The organism is Cyanobacterium sp. T60_A2020_053 (assembly GCA_015272165.1).
Lineage (GTDB): Bacteria > Cyanobacteriota > Cyanobacteriia > Cyanobacteriales > Cyanobacteriaceae > Cyanobacterium.
The window spans coordinates 52310-70847 of sequence record JACYMF010000058.1 but is presented as its reverse complement, the minus strand read 5'-3'; the positions used below and the strand labels follow the sequence as shown (position 1 = coordinate 70847).

Here is an 18538-nt window from a genome sequence, read left to right as displayed (position 1 = left end):
AAATTTTTTATCTTTACTTTAGCTGTTTTAAAAAACTTTGTATAGGTCATAAAGTGATTTTATTCGTAGGGTGGGCAATGCCCACCATTCAAAACCTTGATTTTTCATTCTTTAACCTGATACCTGACACCTGATGCCTGAGACCTATCCTCATCAAAAGACTTTTTCAGGAAACCCTATTTATTACTATGAAAAATACTATCAATAAAACGCTCGAAACCACCTTTTGAAGTATGATCTCCTTTGATTTTGGCTAATTTTTCTAACAATTCTCGTTCCTCTCCACTAATTTTAGTAGGTATCTCCACATGAACTGTTAACAAATGATCACCTCGACTCACAGAATTACCCAGTTTTGGTACACCCTTACTACGCAATGTTAGCACTGTATCTGGTTGTAAACCAGCATTAATAGCTAACTCTTCATCACCATCAATAGTAGCAACTTTCAAACGACAACCAAGAATAGCTTGTAAATAGCTGATGCTGATTTCCGAGTGAATATTATTACCATCACGTCTAAACTGAGAATCTTTTTCTACAGCGAGATAAACGTACAAATCACCAGCTGGACCACCTTTTAGACCAGCATCACCTTCTCCACTCACCCTTAAACGAGTGCCATTATCAACTCCGGCAGGGATGGTAATTTTTAGTTTCTTGTTTTGTTGTTTGCGTCCTTGCCCTCCGCAAGATTCGCATTTTTCTTCAATAATTTGTCCTTCACCATTACAAGTAGGGCAAACGGTGACTTGAGCAAAACTACCGAAGGGAGTACGAGTAGCGCGCCTCACCTGCCCAGCACCATTACAAGTGGGACAAGTTTTCACGCCACTACCTTTTTTAGCGCCTGTGCCGTCACAAACCTCACAGGTTTCAAGGTGGGGAATTTTGATTTCTTTTTCGCCACCGAATACTGCTTCACGGAATTTGAGAGTTAAATCAAGACGGAGATCATCCCCCCGCACTGGACCACGACGACGACTAGAAGTAGCGCCCCCCGTACTAAAACCACCGCCAAAGAAAGTTTCAAATATATCACTAAAACCGCCCATATCACTAGGATCAAAGCCAGAAGCACCAGCGCCTCCACCACTTACCCCAGCTTCGCCAAAACGATCATAACGAGCTTTGGTTTCTGGTTCGGACAGCACTTCATAGGCTCGATTTATTTCCTTAAATTTTTCTTCTGCACCCGATTCCTTATTCACGTCGGGGTGATATTTCCGCGCCTGTTGACGATAGGCTCTTTTGATTTCTTCTTTGGTTGCATCACGGGAGACTCCGAGGGTTTGGTAATAATCGCCTGACATATCGGTTTTAATTCTACGTTTGTTGATCTATTTTTTTTACACTGTTAATTAACATTCTACTAGATTACCTTAATATTATGTTACTTAATTGATTATCAAAAGTAGCGTGAAGAAAGCAAAGGACAAAAATTGGTAAATTTTCGTTAAACTGTTGGCATTAATCGTTAAAAATTCTATGATTTTTTCATCAAATTTAACCCTATTTTTCACTTTTAACGATGAATAAGGTCAAAGAGCAAAAGGCAGGGGGTAAAGATAAATTTAGACATAGCTTGAACTAACCCTCATTTGTTACTTTTCCATTAAGTATCTTTAGTAAATATAGTTTCAGCTATTTTTAAATTCTGACAATTTATATTACTTAAAAAAATCGGGAAATGATTTGTTAATCAAAGTTCTGTGTTCTAAGAATGGATAGAAAGTACATGGACACTGTACTTTCAAAACCAAAGAAGGGTTAATTTTAAACAAACAACCTTCCACAATAGTCAAATACCATATCAATGTTAAAGGAAACAATTCCCCATTTAACAGAGATTCGATATACTGAAGCAAAAGAATGAGTAGCGGTTATGGAGGTATTCCAACCAAAATAAGCAACTTACTCAGGAAACAAAAAGGACGGTATCCTCACTGTGGACAAATTTTCACATCTGAGGATGTTATGGAAATCGACCATATAATTAAGAGCTTAGGAGGGTCTAATAAATACGACAATCTACAGCTTTTTAATCCTTAATGCCATGATGTTCAAACCAAAACAGACGGAAGTTTGGAAAGGTGACAACATTTATGACAAAGGACCCGTATGAGGTGAAAGTCTCATATACAGTTTTAAATGGGAGGGGAGTAAAGCGATTCACTTCTCAACCCCTAATAGTAGAAGAACCACTAAAATAATGACCAGTTCAATCACAAAAGGCAAAAGTAGTTCTCGACAAAGAGAAATTATCGAAATCGTTTTAGGTAACGGTTGGGATTATATGCGAGGAATTTTGACTGGGGGAAAGTCAGATAAACCTCAATTACCTCCACCAGAGGTACTGAAACGCATTTTAGTGCAGTTAGGTCCATTTTATGTTAAATTTGGTCAGTTACTAAGCACTAGACCTGATCTATTGCCACCTCGATATATTGAGGCTCTAACCGCATTACAGGCAGAAGTACCACCAGTAACATGGGGAGAGGTAGAAAGAACCCTTCAAGACCAATATAATCGACCTTTAGAACAGATTTTTGCTCACTTAGATCGAGAACCCTTAGCGGCTGGTTCTATTGCTCAAGTACATCGTGGTAAATTAATAAGCGGAGAGGATGTAGCGATCAAAGTTCAGCGCCCGAATATAGAACGCATTGTTAATCAAGATATTAGTATCATCAAAGGTATTGCCGATTTGGTGGCGTTGAGTGATTTTGGCAATGATTATGATGTGGTTAGTTTAGCGGAAGAGTTTACTAATGCGGTGTTGGCAGAGTTAGATTTTAGGAAAGAAGCTACTTTTACAGAAAAGTTAAGATTTAATCTGAATCAGAGTAAATGGTTTGATCCTCAAAAAATCGCTGTCCCTAAAATTTATTGGGATTATACCACTGAAAAAATTTTGGTAATGGAGTGGTTACAGGGTAAGCCAATTCTCAAGGCAAAAATGCCAGAAGATAGTAAATTAATTGCTGATTTAAGCACTTTATTATTTCGAGCTTTTTTTCAACAAATTTATGTAGATGGTTTTTTTCATGCTGATCCTCATCCGGGTAATATTTTTTACTTGGATGACGGGCGCTTGGGTTTGATTGATTGTGGTATGATAGGGCGTTTAGACCCTCGTACTCAACAGTTATTAACAGAAATGTTGTTGGCAGTAGTGGATATTGATGCTCAGAAGTGCGCCCAGTTAACTTTAGAATTATCAGAAAATAATTCTAGTAAAACTAATATTGCTCGTTTGGAAAATGACTATAATATTATGTTGAGAAAGTACTATAATATGAGTCTTTCTCAAATTAATTTTAGTGAGGTTTTTTATGAGATTTTAGAGGTAAGTAGAAATAATAAAATTAAGCTACCCGGTAATATGGGTTTATACGCTAAAAGTTTAGCCAATTTAGAAGGAGTTGCTCGTCAATTTAATCCCGATATTAACCTTTTAAATGAAATAAAACCTTTAACGATGGATTTATTGCGCCGTCAACTGGTGGGGGATACTCCTTTACAAACGGCTTTTCGTACAGTTTTAGATTTAAAATCTATTGGTTTACGTTCTCCTCGTCAACTAGATGTTATTCTTGATCGCTTAAGTTCGGAAACTTTACAGTTCAATCTACAAATCAGAGAATTAGATAATTTACGGCGTAGTTTGGATGATTCAGCTAACCGTTTATCTTTTAGTATTGTGGTAGGGGCGCTGATTATGGGTGCTGCGATTATTTCGACGGGCGCTTCCACGGCACAATTAATGTTATTAAGTAATATTTTATTTGCGGCGGCAAGTTTATTGGGTTTATGGCTAATTGTTAGTATTTTACGATCCGGGCGCTTGAAATAGAGCGTCCTGAAAAAGTACAATCGTGAGGGGGGTGGATAGTGCATAGTGGGAAGTGACCAGAAAATACGGTATTTTCTCTAAAACCTCAGTTCGATATAACAGTAAAATCGAAAACATTGTGGAATAAGCAATTAATCCACCAATTACATTGACTAAAAAATTAATGGGACTTCTGTGTCGTGAATGAACTATTTGGGATATATTTTGTAACTGGTCATTCACTGTTTCAATTAAAGAGCGTTTTCTCAACATCAACTTTTCCCATGGTTCTAATAATTTATTATTCATATTTTTTTTGAATGGCGTAATTAACTTAATATTTTGCTGATATAGCTCTTGAAATAAATCTTGAGAAATATAGCCTTTATCTCCAAATAATCTCCCCCATAAATTCTTGGTTAAATAAGGAACTGTTTTTCTATCGTCCACATTTCCTTGGGTGATTTTAAATGCTAAGATTTCACCCATTTCGTTAATAATTAAGTGAAGTTTAAAGCCGAAATATCAGTCAATAGAGCTTTTTCCCCAATGGGCTAAGTTTTGAAAAACTTTATTTCTTTTCGCTCTTTTCTTATGGCAAATATTGACTAATAAAATTGCACCTGTATAAAGATAGCCAAAGACATAGGCGGGGGGAGTAGTAAATTCAAGGGTAATTACGATAATAAATACAGAGATAATGAGAAGGTTTTTTTTCTCGCAAAGGCGCAAAGACGCAAAGGATTTTAAGGTTTGTTGCATGAGGAAAAGAAAAGGGTTTGTTTAGACAAGTGTTTAGAAAAGATAAACGCAAAGTTATACGTTTGTTTAGAGACTTTAGGTACAGGGTTAGCGGTGGCGATCGCATTTATTCGGGGTTTAACAGGGCAAAGATTAGGTAATTTTTATGTGGATTTAACCTTATCTATTACTCGCATTTTATTACCTATTTCTATTCTAGGGGCGATCGTACTCATAATCTCAGGAGTACCAGAAACCTTATCTCCTCCTGTAACGGTAACAACGTTGGAGGGCGCTAATCAAGTAATTGCGATCGGACCGGTTGCTCATTTTGAGATCATTAAACAATTAGGGGAAAATGGTGGCGGTTTTTTTGGTATTAACTCAGCGCACCCCTACGAAAATCCTAATCCTTTCTCTAATCTAGTGGCGATTTTGGCAATGATGAGTATTCCCACTTCCTTAATTTATACTTATGGAATATTTGCCAATAGTAAACGTCAAGCATGGTTAATATTTTGGATGGTATTTAGTATTTTTACCGTCTTGACTGTCATAACTGCCGTAGGAGAATATTACGGTAATCCTTTAGTTAATAACCTTTTAGGAGAAACCCAACCCAACTTAGAAGGAAAAGAAGTCAGATTTGGTTGGAGTCAAACCGCCTTATGGGCTGTTATGACAACGGCTACTGTGTGCGGTGCTGCAAATGGAATGCACGATTCCCTAATGCCTACGGGGGGATTTAGTACCATGTTTAATCTATTTTTACAGATAATTTGGGGAGGACAGGGTACAGGTACAGCCTATCTATTCATTTACCTGATTTTAACCGTATTTTTAACAGGATTAATGGTAGGAAGGACACCCGAATTTTTAGGGCGAAAAATCGAAAAACCAGAGATAGTATTAGCCAGTGTGATTTTATTAGTGCATCCTATCGCTATTTTAATCCCCAGTGCCATAACCTTAGCTTTTCCTGAAACTTTAGCAGGAATTAGTAACCCAGATTTTCATGGCATTTCACAAGTAGTATTCGAGTATGGGTCGGCGGGCGCTAATAATGGTTCAGGTTTTGAAGGATTAGGAGATAATACTTTATGGTGGAATATCAGTACAACCTTTAGTTTAATTTTAGGTAGATATGTGCCAATTATTGCCCTCTTATTACTAGCCGATAATATGTCACGGAAACAACCAGTACCTTTAACATCTGGTACTTTACGGACAGATACGGTGTTATTTACCAGTATAACAGCAGGGGTAATTTTGATATTAGGTGCATTGACATTTTTTCCTGTGTTAGCTTTAGGTCCGATCGCAGAAGGGTTTAACTTATTGTGAATTTTAGAATCAAAGTAAATCATTTTCTGTTAAGTTCGCATCTTTCATGATACTTTTAAGAGTTCCAATCGGTAAATCTTTATTACTATGAATAGGCACAATCAGAGAATCTTATCCTTTTTCAAATTTAAAATGACTACCTCTAGTTTTAACTAATATCCAGCCTTTCTTTTCTAAAATTTTAGCAAGTTTTTTCCCAGAAATAGATTTTATAAGGCTAATTCAATTAGTTGATAATTTTCGGGTATTTCTTCTTCAATAGAATCGTCTAAATAAAGTTCGATCGCTTCTTTCACCATTTCTAACAAATGTTCATAACTTTCTCCCCAAGTATGACAACCTTTGAGAGAAGGTACACTTGCACACCAAACATCATCTTCTTGCCACACTAAAACTTTAATTTTCATAACTATTGAATCCTAGTCATACATTCTTATTCTGTCATGAATAAACTACCACGTTCACAACGAAAACATACACCCAAAGCCAAAAATCAAGGGTAAGCGTTCAGGGGGAGACGAAAATATGGTAGTTTAGAGACATGGAAAAAGAGCAACTACTGAAAATAAATTTTTACACGATGGGAGAATGGGATTTGACTCCCGAAGGAGTGAAAAATTTTGTGGTGCATCAAAAACAAAGAATTGAACAACTAGAAAAAGAACTGGAAGAATCAAAACAAAGACAAGAAAATCTGGCAGAAAAAGTTAATAATAACTCCAATGATTCGAGCATTCCACCATCCACTGAAATTATTAAACCAGAAAAGAAACAAAAATTAAACAGTAAAAAAAGAAAAAGAGGTGGACAAAAAGGGCATATTGGCAAGAATAGATAATTATACCCTGAATCAGAATGTAAAAGTGTTGAAAACCACCTACCTGAAACCTGTAAATGTTGTGGAGAAAAACTTTCAGGTAGAGACGACCATCCTTATCGCCATCAAATAGTGGAAATACCACCCATGGCACTAGAAATAGTCGAACATCGCTGACATCAATTAGAGTGTGACCATTGTGGCACGAAAACAAGAGCTAATTTTCCCGAAAACGTCTGTGAAAGTGGCTATGGTGCTACAGTGGTAGCTTTAGTCTCTTTGATGAGTGGGGTATATCGTCATTCTTATCGTATGATTGTGAATGGAATGCAGGACTTTTTTGGGATTATTGAAGGTGGAAAATGCTTTGTGGCTATTTGTAGATGTAGAAAATTTAGAACCGACGAATAATGGCGCCGAGAGAGCAATTCGTCCAGCGGTGCTGTGGAAAAAGACGAGTTTTGGTTCACAAAGCGAGAATGGTAGTATCTTCGTGGCAAGAATGCTGACGGTAGTAAGTAGTTTACGTTCTCAAAATCGTCATGTTTTGGAATTTATCCGAGAAACTATTGAGGCAAATAGACAAGGAAATTCGACCCCATCTTTAATCCCAAGAGATAGCATTCCTTGTCCATCTTCAGATTCCTTCACTTCGGGTAAGATTGACACAGATGATGAGTCAATCTCTTTGGTTGCATAACCCTCTGAACGTTTACAACAAATCTACTTTGATACTACCTTGAAACCACTCTGCTTATTCTGGGGAATATTGCCAATCAGCGCCCACCTGAATAGTTACATCTGTACTAATAACTCCAGTGCCTTCCACCAATACTTCACCGATACCCAAATCAGCACGAATTCGTGCCGCTGTAGAAGCATCGCCATTTTGAGCAATAATTCTAGTTTTTGCTAAGGGTTGATTTTGAGGAATAGAACTTACAAACACTCGCCTATAACCGGCTTCAGCTAAAGCGGTTGTTAAACTTTGAGCTTTTTCTGTGTCATCAGGATTCGTTTGAATAGCAATACGCACTTGACTAGGGTTAAATTCTTGCTCTGTCACCTCGTAGTAATCTGGAGTAGCATTAAAATGCTCCACGGCAATTTTATTAATACTTCTAGGATGAGGTAGCCAATAACTTAACTCACCTTCTTCTGGTTGATTAAACTCTCCAGGTAACATCACCATTTTAAAATTAGAGCGACTTTTTTGCCCAGCAAATGCAGAAAGGGCAATAATTTCATTGGTACTTAAATTTGTATCTAAGTGAGAACGAATCACCCCCAAAATTTCGGGCATTCTGAGGATGGTGCGAGGATTTAAAGCCTGTTCAACGAGCGCCCGTAGCACCGCTTGTTGTCGTTGCACTCTACCCACATCCCCTAAAGCATCATAACGAAAACGTAGTAATTGTAACGCCTTATCACCATCGAGATGTTGTTGACCTTCTTTTAGATTAATATACAACCTTTGACTGTCATCACTATACTTCATATCTTTGGGGACATAAAAATCTACGCCACCCAAGGCATCAATTAATTTTTCTACCCCTTGCACATTGATACGGATGTAGCGATCAATTTCCACCCCATCTAACATATTACTCACTGATTCCGCCGCCAAAGCCGGACCACCATGGGCATTAGCTTCATTAATTTTGGTAATTCCCACATCAGGCACAAAAGTTTTAGTATCCCTAGGAATGGATAAAACCACCACATCATTTTTTTGAGGATCAAACCTTAGTAATAATATACTATCGGATAAGCCATCAAAAGAATTGACTAAGGCATGGTAGCCTAAATTATCTTTGGGATGATCGGCAATATCGGAGGTTAACACTTTAACCCCCAAGACTAAAATATTAACAGGGCGACTGAGATTCGGTATATTTAAACTACTGAAGGTAACGGCATCTTCTTGGTTAAATACAGCTTCTTCCTTGGCGGATAATCTGACTTGAGAAAAGGGAGTTTGAGTAAGTGATAGAGCCATCAGCGCCCCTAACACAGTGGAAACCGAAGCAATGGCACTTAAACCAAAACCCATTAATAGCCAATTTACTTTTTTGGGCGTTTTGGGCTGTTGCGGTTTGGGGCGCATTTTTTTCGTGGGATGGTAGTTGAGTTTGCTTACTGACATATTATGGTGTTAGGTGGTAGGGGAAGCAGGGGGGGAGAGAAGGGAGAGAAGGGAGAGAAGGGAGAGAAGGGAGAGAAGGGAGAGAAGGGGGAGAAGGGGAAGCAGAGGGAGAAAGGGAAGCAGAGGGAATAATTACTGGTTACTTATTTAACCTTTGCCCTTTTAACTTTGCCCTTTTCAAACCTTTGCCCTTTTAAAAGTTGTCTTTCATGCCCCGTAAGCGCCCGAAAACTCGACTAGGTTCAGTAAAACCCATAGCAGACTGAATTTCTGGGCTATCCCATCGTAAAAAAGGATTAGTCATTTTTTCATTGCCCAACCAAGCGGGGATAGTAGATTTATTTTCTTGACGTGCTATCTTAACCTCTTGATAGCGATCCTGCAAGTGTAAATTGTTACTTTCAATGGTTATAGCAAAATTTAAGTTACTGAGGGTGTATTCATGGGCGCACCATACCCTAGTTTGATCGGGTAAACTGCGTATTTTTCCCAAAGAGTCCACCATTTGGGCTGGTGTGCCTTCAAACAAGCGCCCACAACCCCCCGAAAACAATGTATCTCCGCAAAATAGTTCCCCAGCCTCTGACGCTTCGACGGGGGGAAAATAATAGGCGATGTGCGCTTTGGTATGGCCGGGTACAAAAAAAACTTCTCCTTTGCGCCCGACAAATTCTACGGTATCTCCTTCTTGCAAAAATACTTGTTGATGGGGTATTCTACCCCTATCCTCCTCGCCACCATATACCACTGCATTAGGAAAAGCCTTGATTAATTCTTTATTACCGCCCACATGATCGCCATGGTGATGGGTGTTAAAAATTGCCACTAATTGACCATTTAATTCTTTGATACAGTTTAACACCGGTTCAGCTTCGGCTGGATCAACTACTGCCACTTGATTCGTATTAGAATCATGAATTATGAAGATATAGTTATCGGATAATACTGGTATTCTGATAATATTCATGGTATAAATGGCGAGTGTAATTAACAAAACTTAACTTGCCATTATATATCAGTCTTTCATTCAATGGATTATTGATCATAAATAATGCCATCTGTAACTTGTGAATACCAACAAAAATAATTCTGATTTAAAAATTTCCATTATCGTCAGTGACTTATCCAGTAAAGGTTCTGGGCGCTGGGGCGGTGGCGTGCGCCCATTTTTGATCGCTGAAGCATTAACCAGATTAGGCTATCAAGTAAGAATTTTTGGCTTAGGTTTTGACAGCGAAACTCCTCGTTTTTCCACGAAAATTCCCATTACTTATATTCCTTGTGACTATTACTCCAATCTTTTTGGAGCTAGTAAAGAGTTACTAAGTTGTATTGATGGGGATATTATTTATGCTGTTAAGTTGAAAGTGAGTAGTTTTGGCATCGGTATTATTAAAAAACTTTTGGCGCGCAAACCGTTAATTTTAGACATTGATGACTGGGAAATGAGTTGGTATGGGGGAGATGACTGGCGCTTAGGTTTAAATCCCCTAAAATTCATGAAGGAAGTTATTAAAGGAGATGGTAAACTAAGAAATCCTGACCATCCATTCTACTTGAGACGGTTAGAAAAATTTACCAGTTATGCCGATGCCATTACTACCCATAATCTCTTTTTACAAAAACGTTTCGGGGGCATTTATATTCCCCAAGGGAAGGATTTACAGTTATTTAACCCAGCTAATTATAATCAAAAAACCGTTAAAGAAAAATACGGTTTACAAGATTATCGGGTGTTGATGTTTCCCGGCGCCCCTCGCCCCTACAAAGGTGTTGAGGATGTGTTGAGGGCGCTGGATATACTCAATGAAGAAGATTTACGCCTTGTCATTGTAGGCGGTAGCCCCTATGATGATTATGATCAATATTTACAAGAAAAATGGGCAAAATGGTTAATTTATCTGCCTCCGCAACCCTTCGAGATGATGCCCGAAATGGTGACGGGCGCTGATATTATGGTGATACCCCAACGGGATACCCTTGAAACTATTGCTCAATTTCCGTTAAAATTGACCGATGCCATGACTATGGCTAAACCGATTCTAGCCACTAAAGTAGGTGATATTCCTGAATTATTGCAGGATACAGGATATTTAGTTGAACCTGAATCACCCTCAGCTATAGCTGAAACTATCCAGAATATTTTTAACGATTATGCCACAGCCTTGAATAAAGGATTACAAGCTAGAGAACGCTATTTTATGTATTTTAGCTTAGAGCAAATGGAATTTATGTTACAACAAGTGATCGATTCCGTCATAACTTAAAGTAAGTTTGTAGTTAGGGCTTTAGCCCAAATCACACTGGATTAATATACTTTTATCTTTAAGGCTTTAGCCCTTATTTAATCATTTTTCATGAATCATAACAAATTACTACTCAAATATGCGCTTCAATTTCGTTGGCTAATTCTCGCAAGTTTATTGTTTGGTTTTTCGGGCGCTTTTTTTAATAGTATTGGTGTTACTCTGATTATCCCTATAGTTTTAAGTATATTAGACCCTACTTTACTGGATACCAAAAATTTTCCTCCCATTTTAAGTAAACCTTTTAGTTTTTTTGATACATTTGAAGGTAATACAAAAATAGCTTTAATGCTAGGGATAATTATTTGTATTATTGTGTTTAAAAACATTAATAATATCTTAAATCTTTTATTTAGCTCATGGTTAAGTAAAAGTTTATCTAACCGTTTAAAATACGACTTATTAGACTTGTTAATGTCAGTGGACTTAGACTTTTTTCAAAGAACAAAAGTTGGCACATTAATTAGTAATTTAGAAACAGAATCATCTCGCACTGCTGCGTCAGTTAATACCGCCATTAAAATGGTTACTATTTCTTTTAATTTATTCACTTTTACAGTGATACTTTTCACTATTTCGTGGCAATTAACATTAATTACGGGTTTTTTATTATTTTTACTGAGCTTAAGTAATCAATTTTTTGTAGAAAGGTCAAAAGAATTAGGTAGAAAACAAAGACAAATTGCTCGTACTTATTCTCAAAAATTAATCGAAATATTAACAGGAATTAGATTAGTTAAATCCATGAGCAAAGAAAAGGAAGAGTATTATAATTTAACCAATTTAATGAATCAAAAACAACAGGCAGATTTAGCAGTTGAATACAATAGTATGCTTATTTCTCCATTGAATGAAATAGGAGGGATATTGATTATCTTAGCCATTGTAATTATTGGAAAAGTTAGCCTTGGCGAAAATGCTAATACTTTAGTACCAGTATTGTTAACTTATTTAATAGTGTTATTTCGTGCCGTGCCGTTGGTCGCTCAAATCGATAATCAACGTAACGCTTTTGCCAATCAATCTAGTAGTGTTGAGGTGGTTAATGAATTTTTAAATCGTCAAGATAAACCCTTTTTACCACAAGGTAATATTGCTTTTTCTTCCCTTCAAAAAGAATTTTATTTTGACCATGTCACCTTTACATATCCGGGGCATGATAAAGTAGTTTTAGATAATATTCAATTATCAATTCCTCAAGGAAAAGTAACAGCTTTAGTAGGCTCATCTGGTTCGGGAAAATCAACTTTAGGGGATTTATTTGTTAGATTTTATGATCCCACCCAAGGAAAAATTTTAATTGATAATATTGATTATAAAAAATATGAGTTAAAAACTATTAGAGCAAAAATGGCAGTAGTAAGTCAAGACACTTTTTTGTTTAATAATAGTGTCCGTTACAATGTTTCTTATGGTTTAGAAAATATTGATGATAATCAATTAATTAATGCATTAAAACAAGCCAATGCTTATGATTTTGTGATGGAATTACCTCAACAATTAGAAACAGAAATAGGAGATAGAGGTGTATTATTATCAGGAGGGCAAAAACAACGTATCGCCATCGCTAGAGCATTATTACGTAATCCTGAGTTATTGTTGCTAGATGAAGCCACCAGCGCCCTCGACACCGTTTCTGAAAAAGTCGTGCAGGAAGCCCTAGATAACTTGTGTCAAAATCGCACTACGGTAGTTATTGCCCATCGTCTTTCTACCATCCAAAATGCTGATCAAATTGTGGCATTAGAAAAAGGTAAAATTCAAGAAGTCGGTACTCATGAAGAATTACTAGCACAAAATGGTTATTATGCCAAACTTTATGCTATGCAATTTAAAAATACTCCTTCTATTCCCCAGCCAAATTAAAAATTCAGTAACAACTATATTTTTATGTCTCGCAAAGGCGCAAAGGCACAAAGGTAGTTTAAGAGAGTAAAACTAATGTTAACGTAAAGTTTCTTAATTTTTGCTTAGAGAATGATCTTTATAATGAGCTAAATTAGCTATAATTTGAGCAAAATTTGCCCTAATTTTCTTAACCACCATGAATAAAAAAGTAAATTTACTGCTAACAGTAATCTCAGGCTTACTTTTTAACCATCATACCAGCGCCCTCGCCCAAGAAATAAAAATTGATGGTACAACTGCCACCATCATCACCAGAGAAGGACAGCAAATCACCATTGATGGTACAAGTTTATCAAGGGATGGTCAAAATTTATTCCATAGTTTCCAAGAATTTGGTTTAAGTCAAGATCAAATCGCTACATTCTTGACTAATCCTAATATTCAAAATATTTTAACTCGTGTAACCGGTGGCAATGTTTCCCAACTTAATGGGTTGATGGAAGTTATGGGCGGTAACTCTAATCTCTTTTTTCTCAATCCTGCTGGTATTGTTTTTGGGGATAATTTTAGTTTAAATGTACCAGCAGATTTTACCGCTACCACTGCCACAGGTATCGGTTTTGGTGAAGAAACCTTTAGCGCCCTCCACCCCAACAATTACGATAATTTGTTAGGTAATCCTAGCAGTTTTATTTTTAATCAAGATAATATCGGTAGCATCGTCAACAAAGGTGATTTATCTTTAGCCACAGGGCAAAATTTAACTCTTATCGGTGGCAATGTTATCAATACCGGAAAAATCACCACCCCATCAGGAAATATTCTCATACAAGCCATTGAAGGCACATCAAGGATAAAAATAACCCCTGAAGGCAGTTTACTGAGCTTAGAGCTTAATATACCGCAAGATGAGCAAGGAAATTTATTAGGGTTCACCCCCCAAGATTTGCCCACTTTATTGACGGGGGAGAAAGTTACTATTAATAATACAGAAATACCAACAGGGCAGGGCAACGCCATTGTTAATAATAGTTTGAATGCTGACGGAGTAGAGACGGGAGGAAGCGTAACAGTTTTAGGGAAAAATGTCGGTTTATTGGGTGCAAATCTTTCCGCACAAGGGGAAACGGGGGGAAGTGTCAAACTTGGTGGCGATTGGCAAGGTAAAGGAAATTTACCCACCTCAGCGGTTACTGTGATGGATAGTGACTCGACTATTAATGTGGATGGTAGTCAACAGGGGGGAACTGTTGTATTATGGTCAAAGGAAAATACCCAATTTTATGGCAATATTAGCGCCCGAAATGGTGGTAAAGTGGAGACATCCAGCGCCCTCCACCTTTCTGCATTAGGATCAGTTTTAGCAGGGGAATGGTTGTTAGACCCCTCAAATATTGTTATTAATAGAACAGAAGATGGTAGTATTGACGGTAATTTTGACGGTGGTAATCCTAATTTATTTCAACCCACAGCAGATAATTCCTTTGTGGATGCCACACAAATTGAAAATTCTTTAAATGAAGGGGTAAGCGTCACCATTACTACCGCCTCGGAAGCATTGGCAGAAGGTAATATCACCGTAGAAACTGATATTAATGTCACTCAGGAAGGAGAAATAGTGCCGACTTTGAGTCTCATTGCTGATAATGACATTATTTTCAAGAATAACTTTTTGGGGGGAGGGGCGCTTAATGTTGCTTTAACAGCAGGGGGAGATATAAAAGGCGCAGATTTAGAAATCTCTAGTAATAACGGTAGTATTAACATTATCAGTGGTGGCGGTATAAATATTGATAATCTTGATAGTTCATCTTTATTAAGCGGTGGCAATGGCGGTAATATTAACCTTGAAACTGGGGGAAATATTCTGATAACCAGTTTAACCACAAGTTCAGATGATCCGATTAATAGTAACGGTGGTAATTTAAGTATTAGTAGCGGTGGTAATGTGGCATTAGGAGGAATTTTTACAGGAGGTGCGATTTCCTCTGGTGATATAACCATCACAGGGAGTAATATTCTTCTCAGTGGTGCGGTGGCTGATTTACCCTCTATTCCTCAAGATAATAGCGCACCTAACCCCACGGAGGGCGCTGGGGATATTACCATCACGGGAGGTGATACTATTGTTTTATCTGGTTTATTTGGTAAATCTTTAACGGTTTCGGGTAATTTAGCCTTAGTTACTTTGAAAGATAACCCTCAATTAGCGCCCTTCTTCCCAAATGGTGGCTTAAATGCGGTGGCAATCATTGACGGTAAAATTATCACAAGCGGGAATCAAACCGTTAGCGGTAATCTTTTCTTAGGTAATGATTTTGCTTTTCAAGGTAATAACTTAACTTTCAATCAAATTAACTCAGCTAATATCAATATTCCTGTTAATCCAGAAGATAGCGCAGAAACAACCATTAGTAATGCCTTTGGGGTGTTAGCGACTTTACCTATTCAAACCAATGCCAACCCTCGTAATTTACTGCTAGATAGTGCTGGATTAATTAACTTTAATGCAGATGTGGGGCGCCAAAATCCTCTCAATACTTTAACAATCGCTGATAGTCAAAAAGTTAATTTGGGCAATGATTTAATTAGTGTCAATGATATTCTAATTAACGCGCCCCTCGCCCTATCAGGTAACATATTGATGGATTCTCAACAGGGTAGTATTACTGTAACAGAAGACACCACAGTAGAAGCTGGTAGTAATATTACTCTTTCCGCTACGGAAGACTTAACCTTAAATAATGTTACCGTGATTCCTGCTTCGGAAGTTGATGAAACAAGAAATGACGGCGCTAATAGTAATAATAATTTAACTGTCACCGCTTCTAATGATGCCCAACAGTTAGCTGATGCCATTGTGGGAGAAGGTGTTGACGTCACAGAGGCTAAATTTACGGGCGCTGATACTTCTGCTGGTAGTTTTAGCGGTGGCAGTGGTGTAGGTTTGGGTATTGATACGGGGATTATCCTTTCTACGGGTAATGTTAATGATGCGGTGGGCGCTAATACAGAAGGCGGTAAAACTACTGATAATTTAACTCCCGGAGATGTGGACTTGAATGGTTTAATTACGGAAGGTTTAACTCAGGATGCTTCAGTATTAGAGATTACCTTCGAGACGGAAGGGGGAAATTTATTTGTTAACTATATTTTTGCTTCAGAAGAATATAACGAGTTTGTTAATAGTAGTTTTAATGATGTATTTGGTTTCTTTCTCAACGGTAGAAATATTGCTGTAGTGCCGAATACTAATCAACCAGTGACAGTGAATACTATTAATAATGGTAATCCATCGGGGGTTGATGCCACTAATCCACAGTTATTCAATGATAATACTATCAATCCAGAAACGGGACTCTCTCCTTTTAACTTAGAGTTTGATGGTTTTACCAATACTTTAACCGCTCAAACGGGGAATCTTGAACCGGGTAGCTATACCATTAAATTTGCCATCGCTGATGTGAGTGACACTGCATTAGATTCGGCGGTATTTATTCAAGGTAGTTCTTTTGGTGATACTCGTGTACTGGGTGGCAATACGGGAGGTTTAGCTAATATTAACCTCGAAAGTCGTCAAGGTTCAGTTATTACCAATAACCTTAACTTAGCTGGGGTGAGGGGCGCTGATCTTAATATTAATGCTGGTAACAATGTTTTAGTTAATACTATCAATGCGCGCGGAAGTGACGGTAGAGGGGGAATTGTGGATATTCGCACTGGTAATTTATTCCAAGCTACGGGGGTATTACCTGAATCAAATGTGAGTATTTCTACGGTAGGGACAGAATCGGGAGATTTAGTTAAAATTCAATATGGTGGTTTAAATGATAATAATTTACCTGTGCCTTTTCAGGTGACTGGTGAGGATATTATTAATGGCACTAAAGGCAATATCGAAACTTCTCGCCTCAATATTTCTGATGAGGTTTTCCCTTTTACTTCTATTCAAGAAAATGTTAGTATTATATCTCAGTCTCCTTCTGTAGAAGCTCCCGTAGAAACTCCTATCGATCCTAGAGAGGAATTATTAACAGAAGGGAAAATATTTCCTAACCCCACTAATAACGAATCACCTTCTAGCACAAATCTTGATCCCAATGCCAATTATACGCCCAATCTAGCGGTAACAACTATTGAGGGCGCTCAAGGAATTTTACAGGATTTGGCCACAGAAACGGGGGTTAAAAGTAGCTTTATTCATGTCACCTTTACTCCGGCTAACTATAATCCTGCCACAGCCGATGATGATTTGGCACGGCGAGAGGCGCTGAAAACTCAAGAATTTGAAGCGGTAGGGGTTGACACTCCTGATATTGCTACTTTTTTGCGCCCAGATAGCGCCCCTAGCGATCGTCTGGATATTCTCATGATTACCCCAGATGGTAAACCGTTAAGGGTAGTTGTGCCTGTTAGCCGTGAGGAAGTGGTGCAAACTGCTACGGATTTATGGGCCAATGTTTCTAATGCTTTTGATTTGAATGATGATTATTTGCCAGACGCTCAAAAGTTATATAGCTGGTTAGTGGAACCTTTGGAGGAGTTACTGACAGCGCAGGAAATAGAAAATTTGGTATATTTATTACCCGGGGATATTCGTTTTGTACCTTTGGCGGCACTTCATGATGCCAAGAGTGGTCAATTTTTGGTGGAAAAATACAGTAGTGGTTTAGCACCAAGTATTAATCTTAATGATAACCGTTACCGTAGCATCAAAGACCGTAATTTACTGGCCATGGGCGCTTCTGAGTTTGCTAATCCTGAAGTTGTACCTTTACCGGCGGCTGGACTAGAATTACCTACGGTGCAGACTGTTTGGCAAAATAATCCTAATGTTTCCCGATTGGATAGTAGTAATTTTACTTTAGATAATGTTCGTGCTAGTTTGAATCAGAGTTATGGTATCGTACATTTTGCGACTCATGGGGAGTTTAACCCTGATGATTTGAGTCAAAGTTATATTCAATTATATGATTCTCGTCTCAATATCAATGAGTTACGCACTTTAAATCTAGGTAATTTGGACGTTGATTTATTGGTGTTAAGTGCTTGTAATACTGCTTTTGGTAATGAGTTGGCTGAGTTGGGTTTTGCTGGTTTGGCTGTACAAGCTGGGGTGCGGAGTGCGCTGGGTAGTGTGTGGCAAGTCAGTGATACTGGCACTTTGGCTTTAATGACGGAATTTTATCAACAATTACAAAATCAAACTATTAAGGCGGAAGCGTTACGTCAAGCCCAACTGAGTATGTTAACAGGTGATACGGCTAAATCTGCTGATGGTGAAATTATTACTACTTCAAATAAAGAGATTTCTTTGGCTGATTTACCGCCAGTGTCTCGACAAGGGGAGGATTTTTCTCATCCTTTTTATTGGGCGCCCTTCACCATGATTGGTAATCCTTGGTAATTTAGAATGTAGAATTTTTGATTAGAGTAAAGACTGGATTAATCAAATTAAGTTTGGGCAATGATCAAAAGATTCTATCTTGGCAATTTGCCCA

The 18538-nt window shown here is 37.8% G+C and carries 8 protein-coding genes and 4 pseudogenes; 6 read left to right on the top strand and 6 right to left on the bottom strand.

Annotation, left to right across the window (positions count from 1 at the left end):
* Positions 1-176 precede the first annotated feature (176 nt).
* Positions 177-1313, bottom strand: a complete 1137-nt coding sequence (dnaJ, locus tag IGQ45_08425) for a molecular chaperone DnaJ (protein ID MBF2057234.1) — start codon at positions 1311-1313, stop codon at positions 177-179.
* Between the two features lie 899 nt (positions 1314-2212).
* On the opposite strand from dnaJ, the gene IGQ45_08420 reads away from it, so the two are divergent.
* Positions 2213-3856, top strand: a complete 1644-nt coding sequence (locus IGQ45_08420; protein MBF2057233.1) for an AarF/ABC1/UbiB kinase family protein — start codon at positions 2213-2215, stop codon at positions 3854-3856.
* 120 nt (positions 3857-3976) lie between these two features.
* On the opposite strand, the pseudogene IGQ45_08415 reads toward IGQ45_08420, so the two are convergent.
* Positions 3977-4438 (bottom strand): annotated as a pseudogene (locus IGQ45_08415) (IS982 family transposase).
* Between the two features lie 240 nt (positions 4439-4678).
* Here IGQ45_08415 and kdpA point away from each other — a divergent pair.
* Positions 4679-5920 (top strand): annotated as a pseudogene (gene kdpA, locus IGQ45_08410) (potassium-transporting ATPase subunit A).
* Positions 5921-5929: 9 nt separating this feature from the next.
* Here kdpA and IGQ45_08405 read toward each other — a convergent pair.
* Together IGQ45_08405 and IGQ45_08400 are read right to left on the bottom strand one after the other, a co-directional pair.
* Positions 5930-6133: pseudogene (locus tag IGQ45_08405) on the bottom strand (type II toxin-antitoxin system HicA family toxin).
* On the bottom strand, positions 6130-6327 hold the full coding sequence (locus tag IGQ45_08400) for a type II toxin-antitoxin system HicB family antitoxin (protein ID MBF2057232.1): 198 nt from the start codon (positions 6325-6327) through the stop codon (positions 6130-6132). The pseudogene IGQ45_08405 and the gene IGQ45_08400 overlap by 4 nt, the downstream one beginning before the upstream one ends.
* A gap of 134 nt (positions 6328-6461) precedes the next feature.
* Here IGQ45_08400 and IGQ45_08395 point away from each other — a divergent pair.
* Positions 6462-7350, top strand: a pseudogene (locus IGQ45_08395) (transposase).
* 141 nt (positions 7351-7491) lie between these two features.
* Here the strand turns inward: IGQ45_08395 and IGQ45_08390 are convergent.
* Both IGQ45_08390 and gloB read right to left on the bottom strand, forming a co-directional pair.
* The gene (locus tag IGQ45_08390; GenBank protein ID MBF2057231.1) at positions 7492-8883 is read right to left on the bottom strand and encodes an LCP family protein; all 1392 of its coding nucleotides are present in this window, start codon (positions 8881-8883) and stop codon (positions 7492-7494) included.
* A gap of 193 nt (positions 8884-9076) precedes the next feature.
* The gene (gene gloB, locus IGQ45_08385) at positions 9077-9850 is read right to left on the bottom strand and encodes a hydroxyacylglutathione hydrolase (protein ID MBF2057230.1); all 774 of its coding nucleotides are present in this window, start codon (positions 9848-9850) and stop codon (positions 9077-9079) included.
* A 100-nt stretch (positions 9851-9950) separates the two neighbouring features.
* Between gloB and IGQ45_08380 the strand changes: the two genes are divergently transcribed.
* The 3 genes from IGQ45_08380 (at position 9951) to IGQ45_08370 (ending at position 18444) form a co-directional block, all read left to right on the top strand.
* Positions 9951-11150 carry a glycosyltransferase family 4 protein gene (locus IGQ45_08380; GenBank protein ID MBF2057229.1) on the top strand — a complete coding sequence of 400 codons (1200 nt, stop codon included), beginning with the start codon at positions 9951-9953 and terminating at the stop codon, positions 11148-11150.
* A 90-nt stretch (positions 11151-11240) separates the two neighbouring features.
* Complete coding sequence (locus tag IGQ45_08375) at positions 11241-13055, top strand: ABC transporter ATP-binding protein (GenBank protein ID MBF2057228.1); 1815 nt, start codon at positions 11241-11243, stop codon at positions 13053-13055.
* A 178-nt stretch (positions 13056-13233) separates the two neighbouring features.
* The gene (locus tag IGQ45_08370; protein MBF2057227.1) at positions 13234-18444 is read left to right on the top strand and encodes a choice-of-anchor L domain-containing protein; all 5211 of its coding nucleotides are present in this window, start codon (positions 13234-13236) and stop codon (positions 18442-18444) included.
* Positions 18445-18538: the final 94 nt, after the last annotated feature.

What these genes read in the sequence shown, in the direction of transcription:
- dnaJ (MBF2057234.1), bottom strand. Translation starts at nt 1,313, where the DNA reads ATGTCAGGCGATTATTACCAAACCCTCGGAGTCTCCCGTGATGCAACC.
- IGQ45_08420 (MBF2057233.1), top strand. Translation starts at nt 2,213, where the DNA reads ATGACCAGTTCAATCACAAAAGGCAAAAGTAGTTCTCGACAAAGAGAA.
- IGQ45_08400 (MBF2057232.1), bottom strand. Translation starts at nt 6,327, where the DNA reads ATGAAAATTAAAGTTTTAGTGTGGCAAGAAGATGATGTTTGGTGTGCA.
- IGQ45_08390 (MBF2057231.1), bottom strand. Translation starts at nt 8,883, where the DNA reads ATGTCAGTAAGCAAACTCAACTACCATCCCACGAAAAAAATGCGCCCC.
- gloB (MBF2057230.1), bottom strand. Translation starts at nt 9,850, where the DNA reads ATGAATATTATCAGAATACCAGTATTATCCGATAACTATATCTTCATA.
- IGQ45_08375 (MBF2057228.1), top strand. Translation starts at nt 11,241, where the DNA reads ATGAATCATAACAAATTACTACTCAAATATGCGCTTCAATTTCGTTGG.
- IGQ45_08370 (MBF2057227.1), top strand. Translation starts at nt 13,234, where the DNA reads ATGAATAAAAAAGTAAATTTACTGCTAACAGTAATCTCAGGCTTACTT.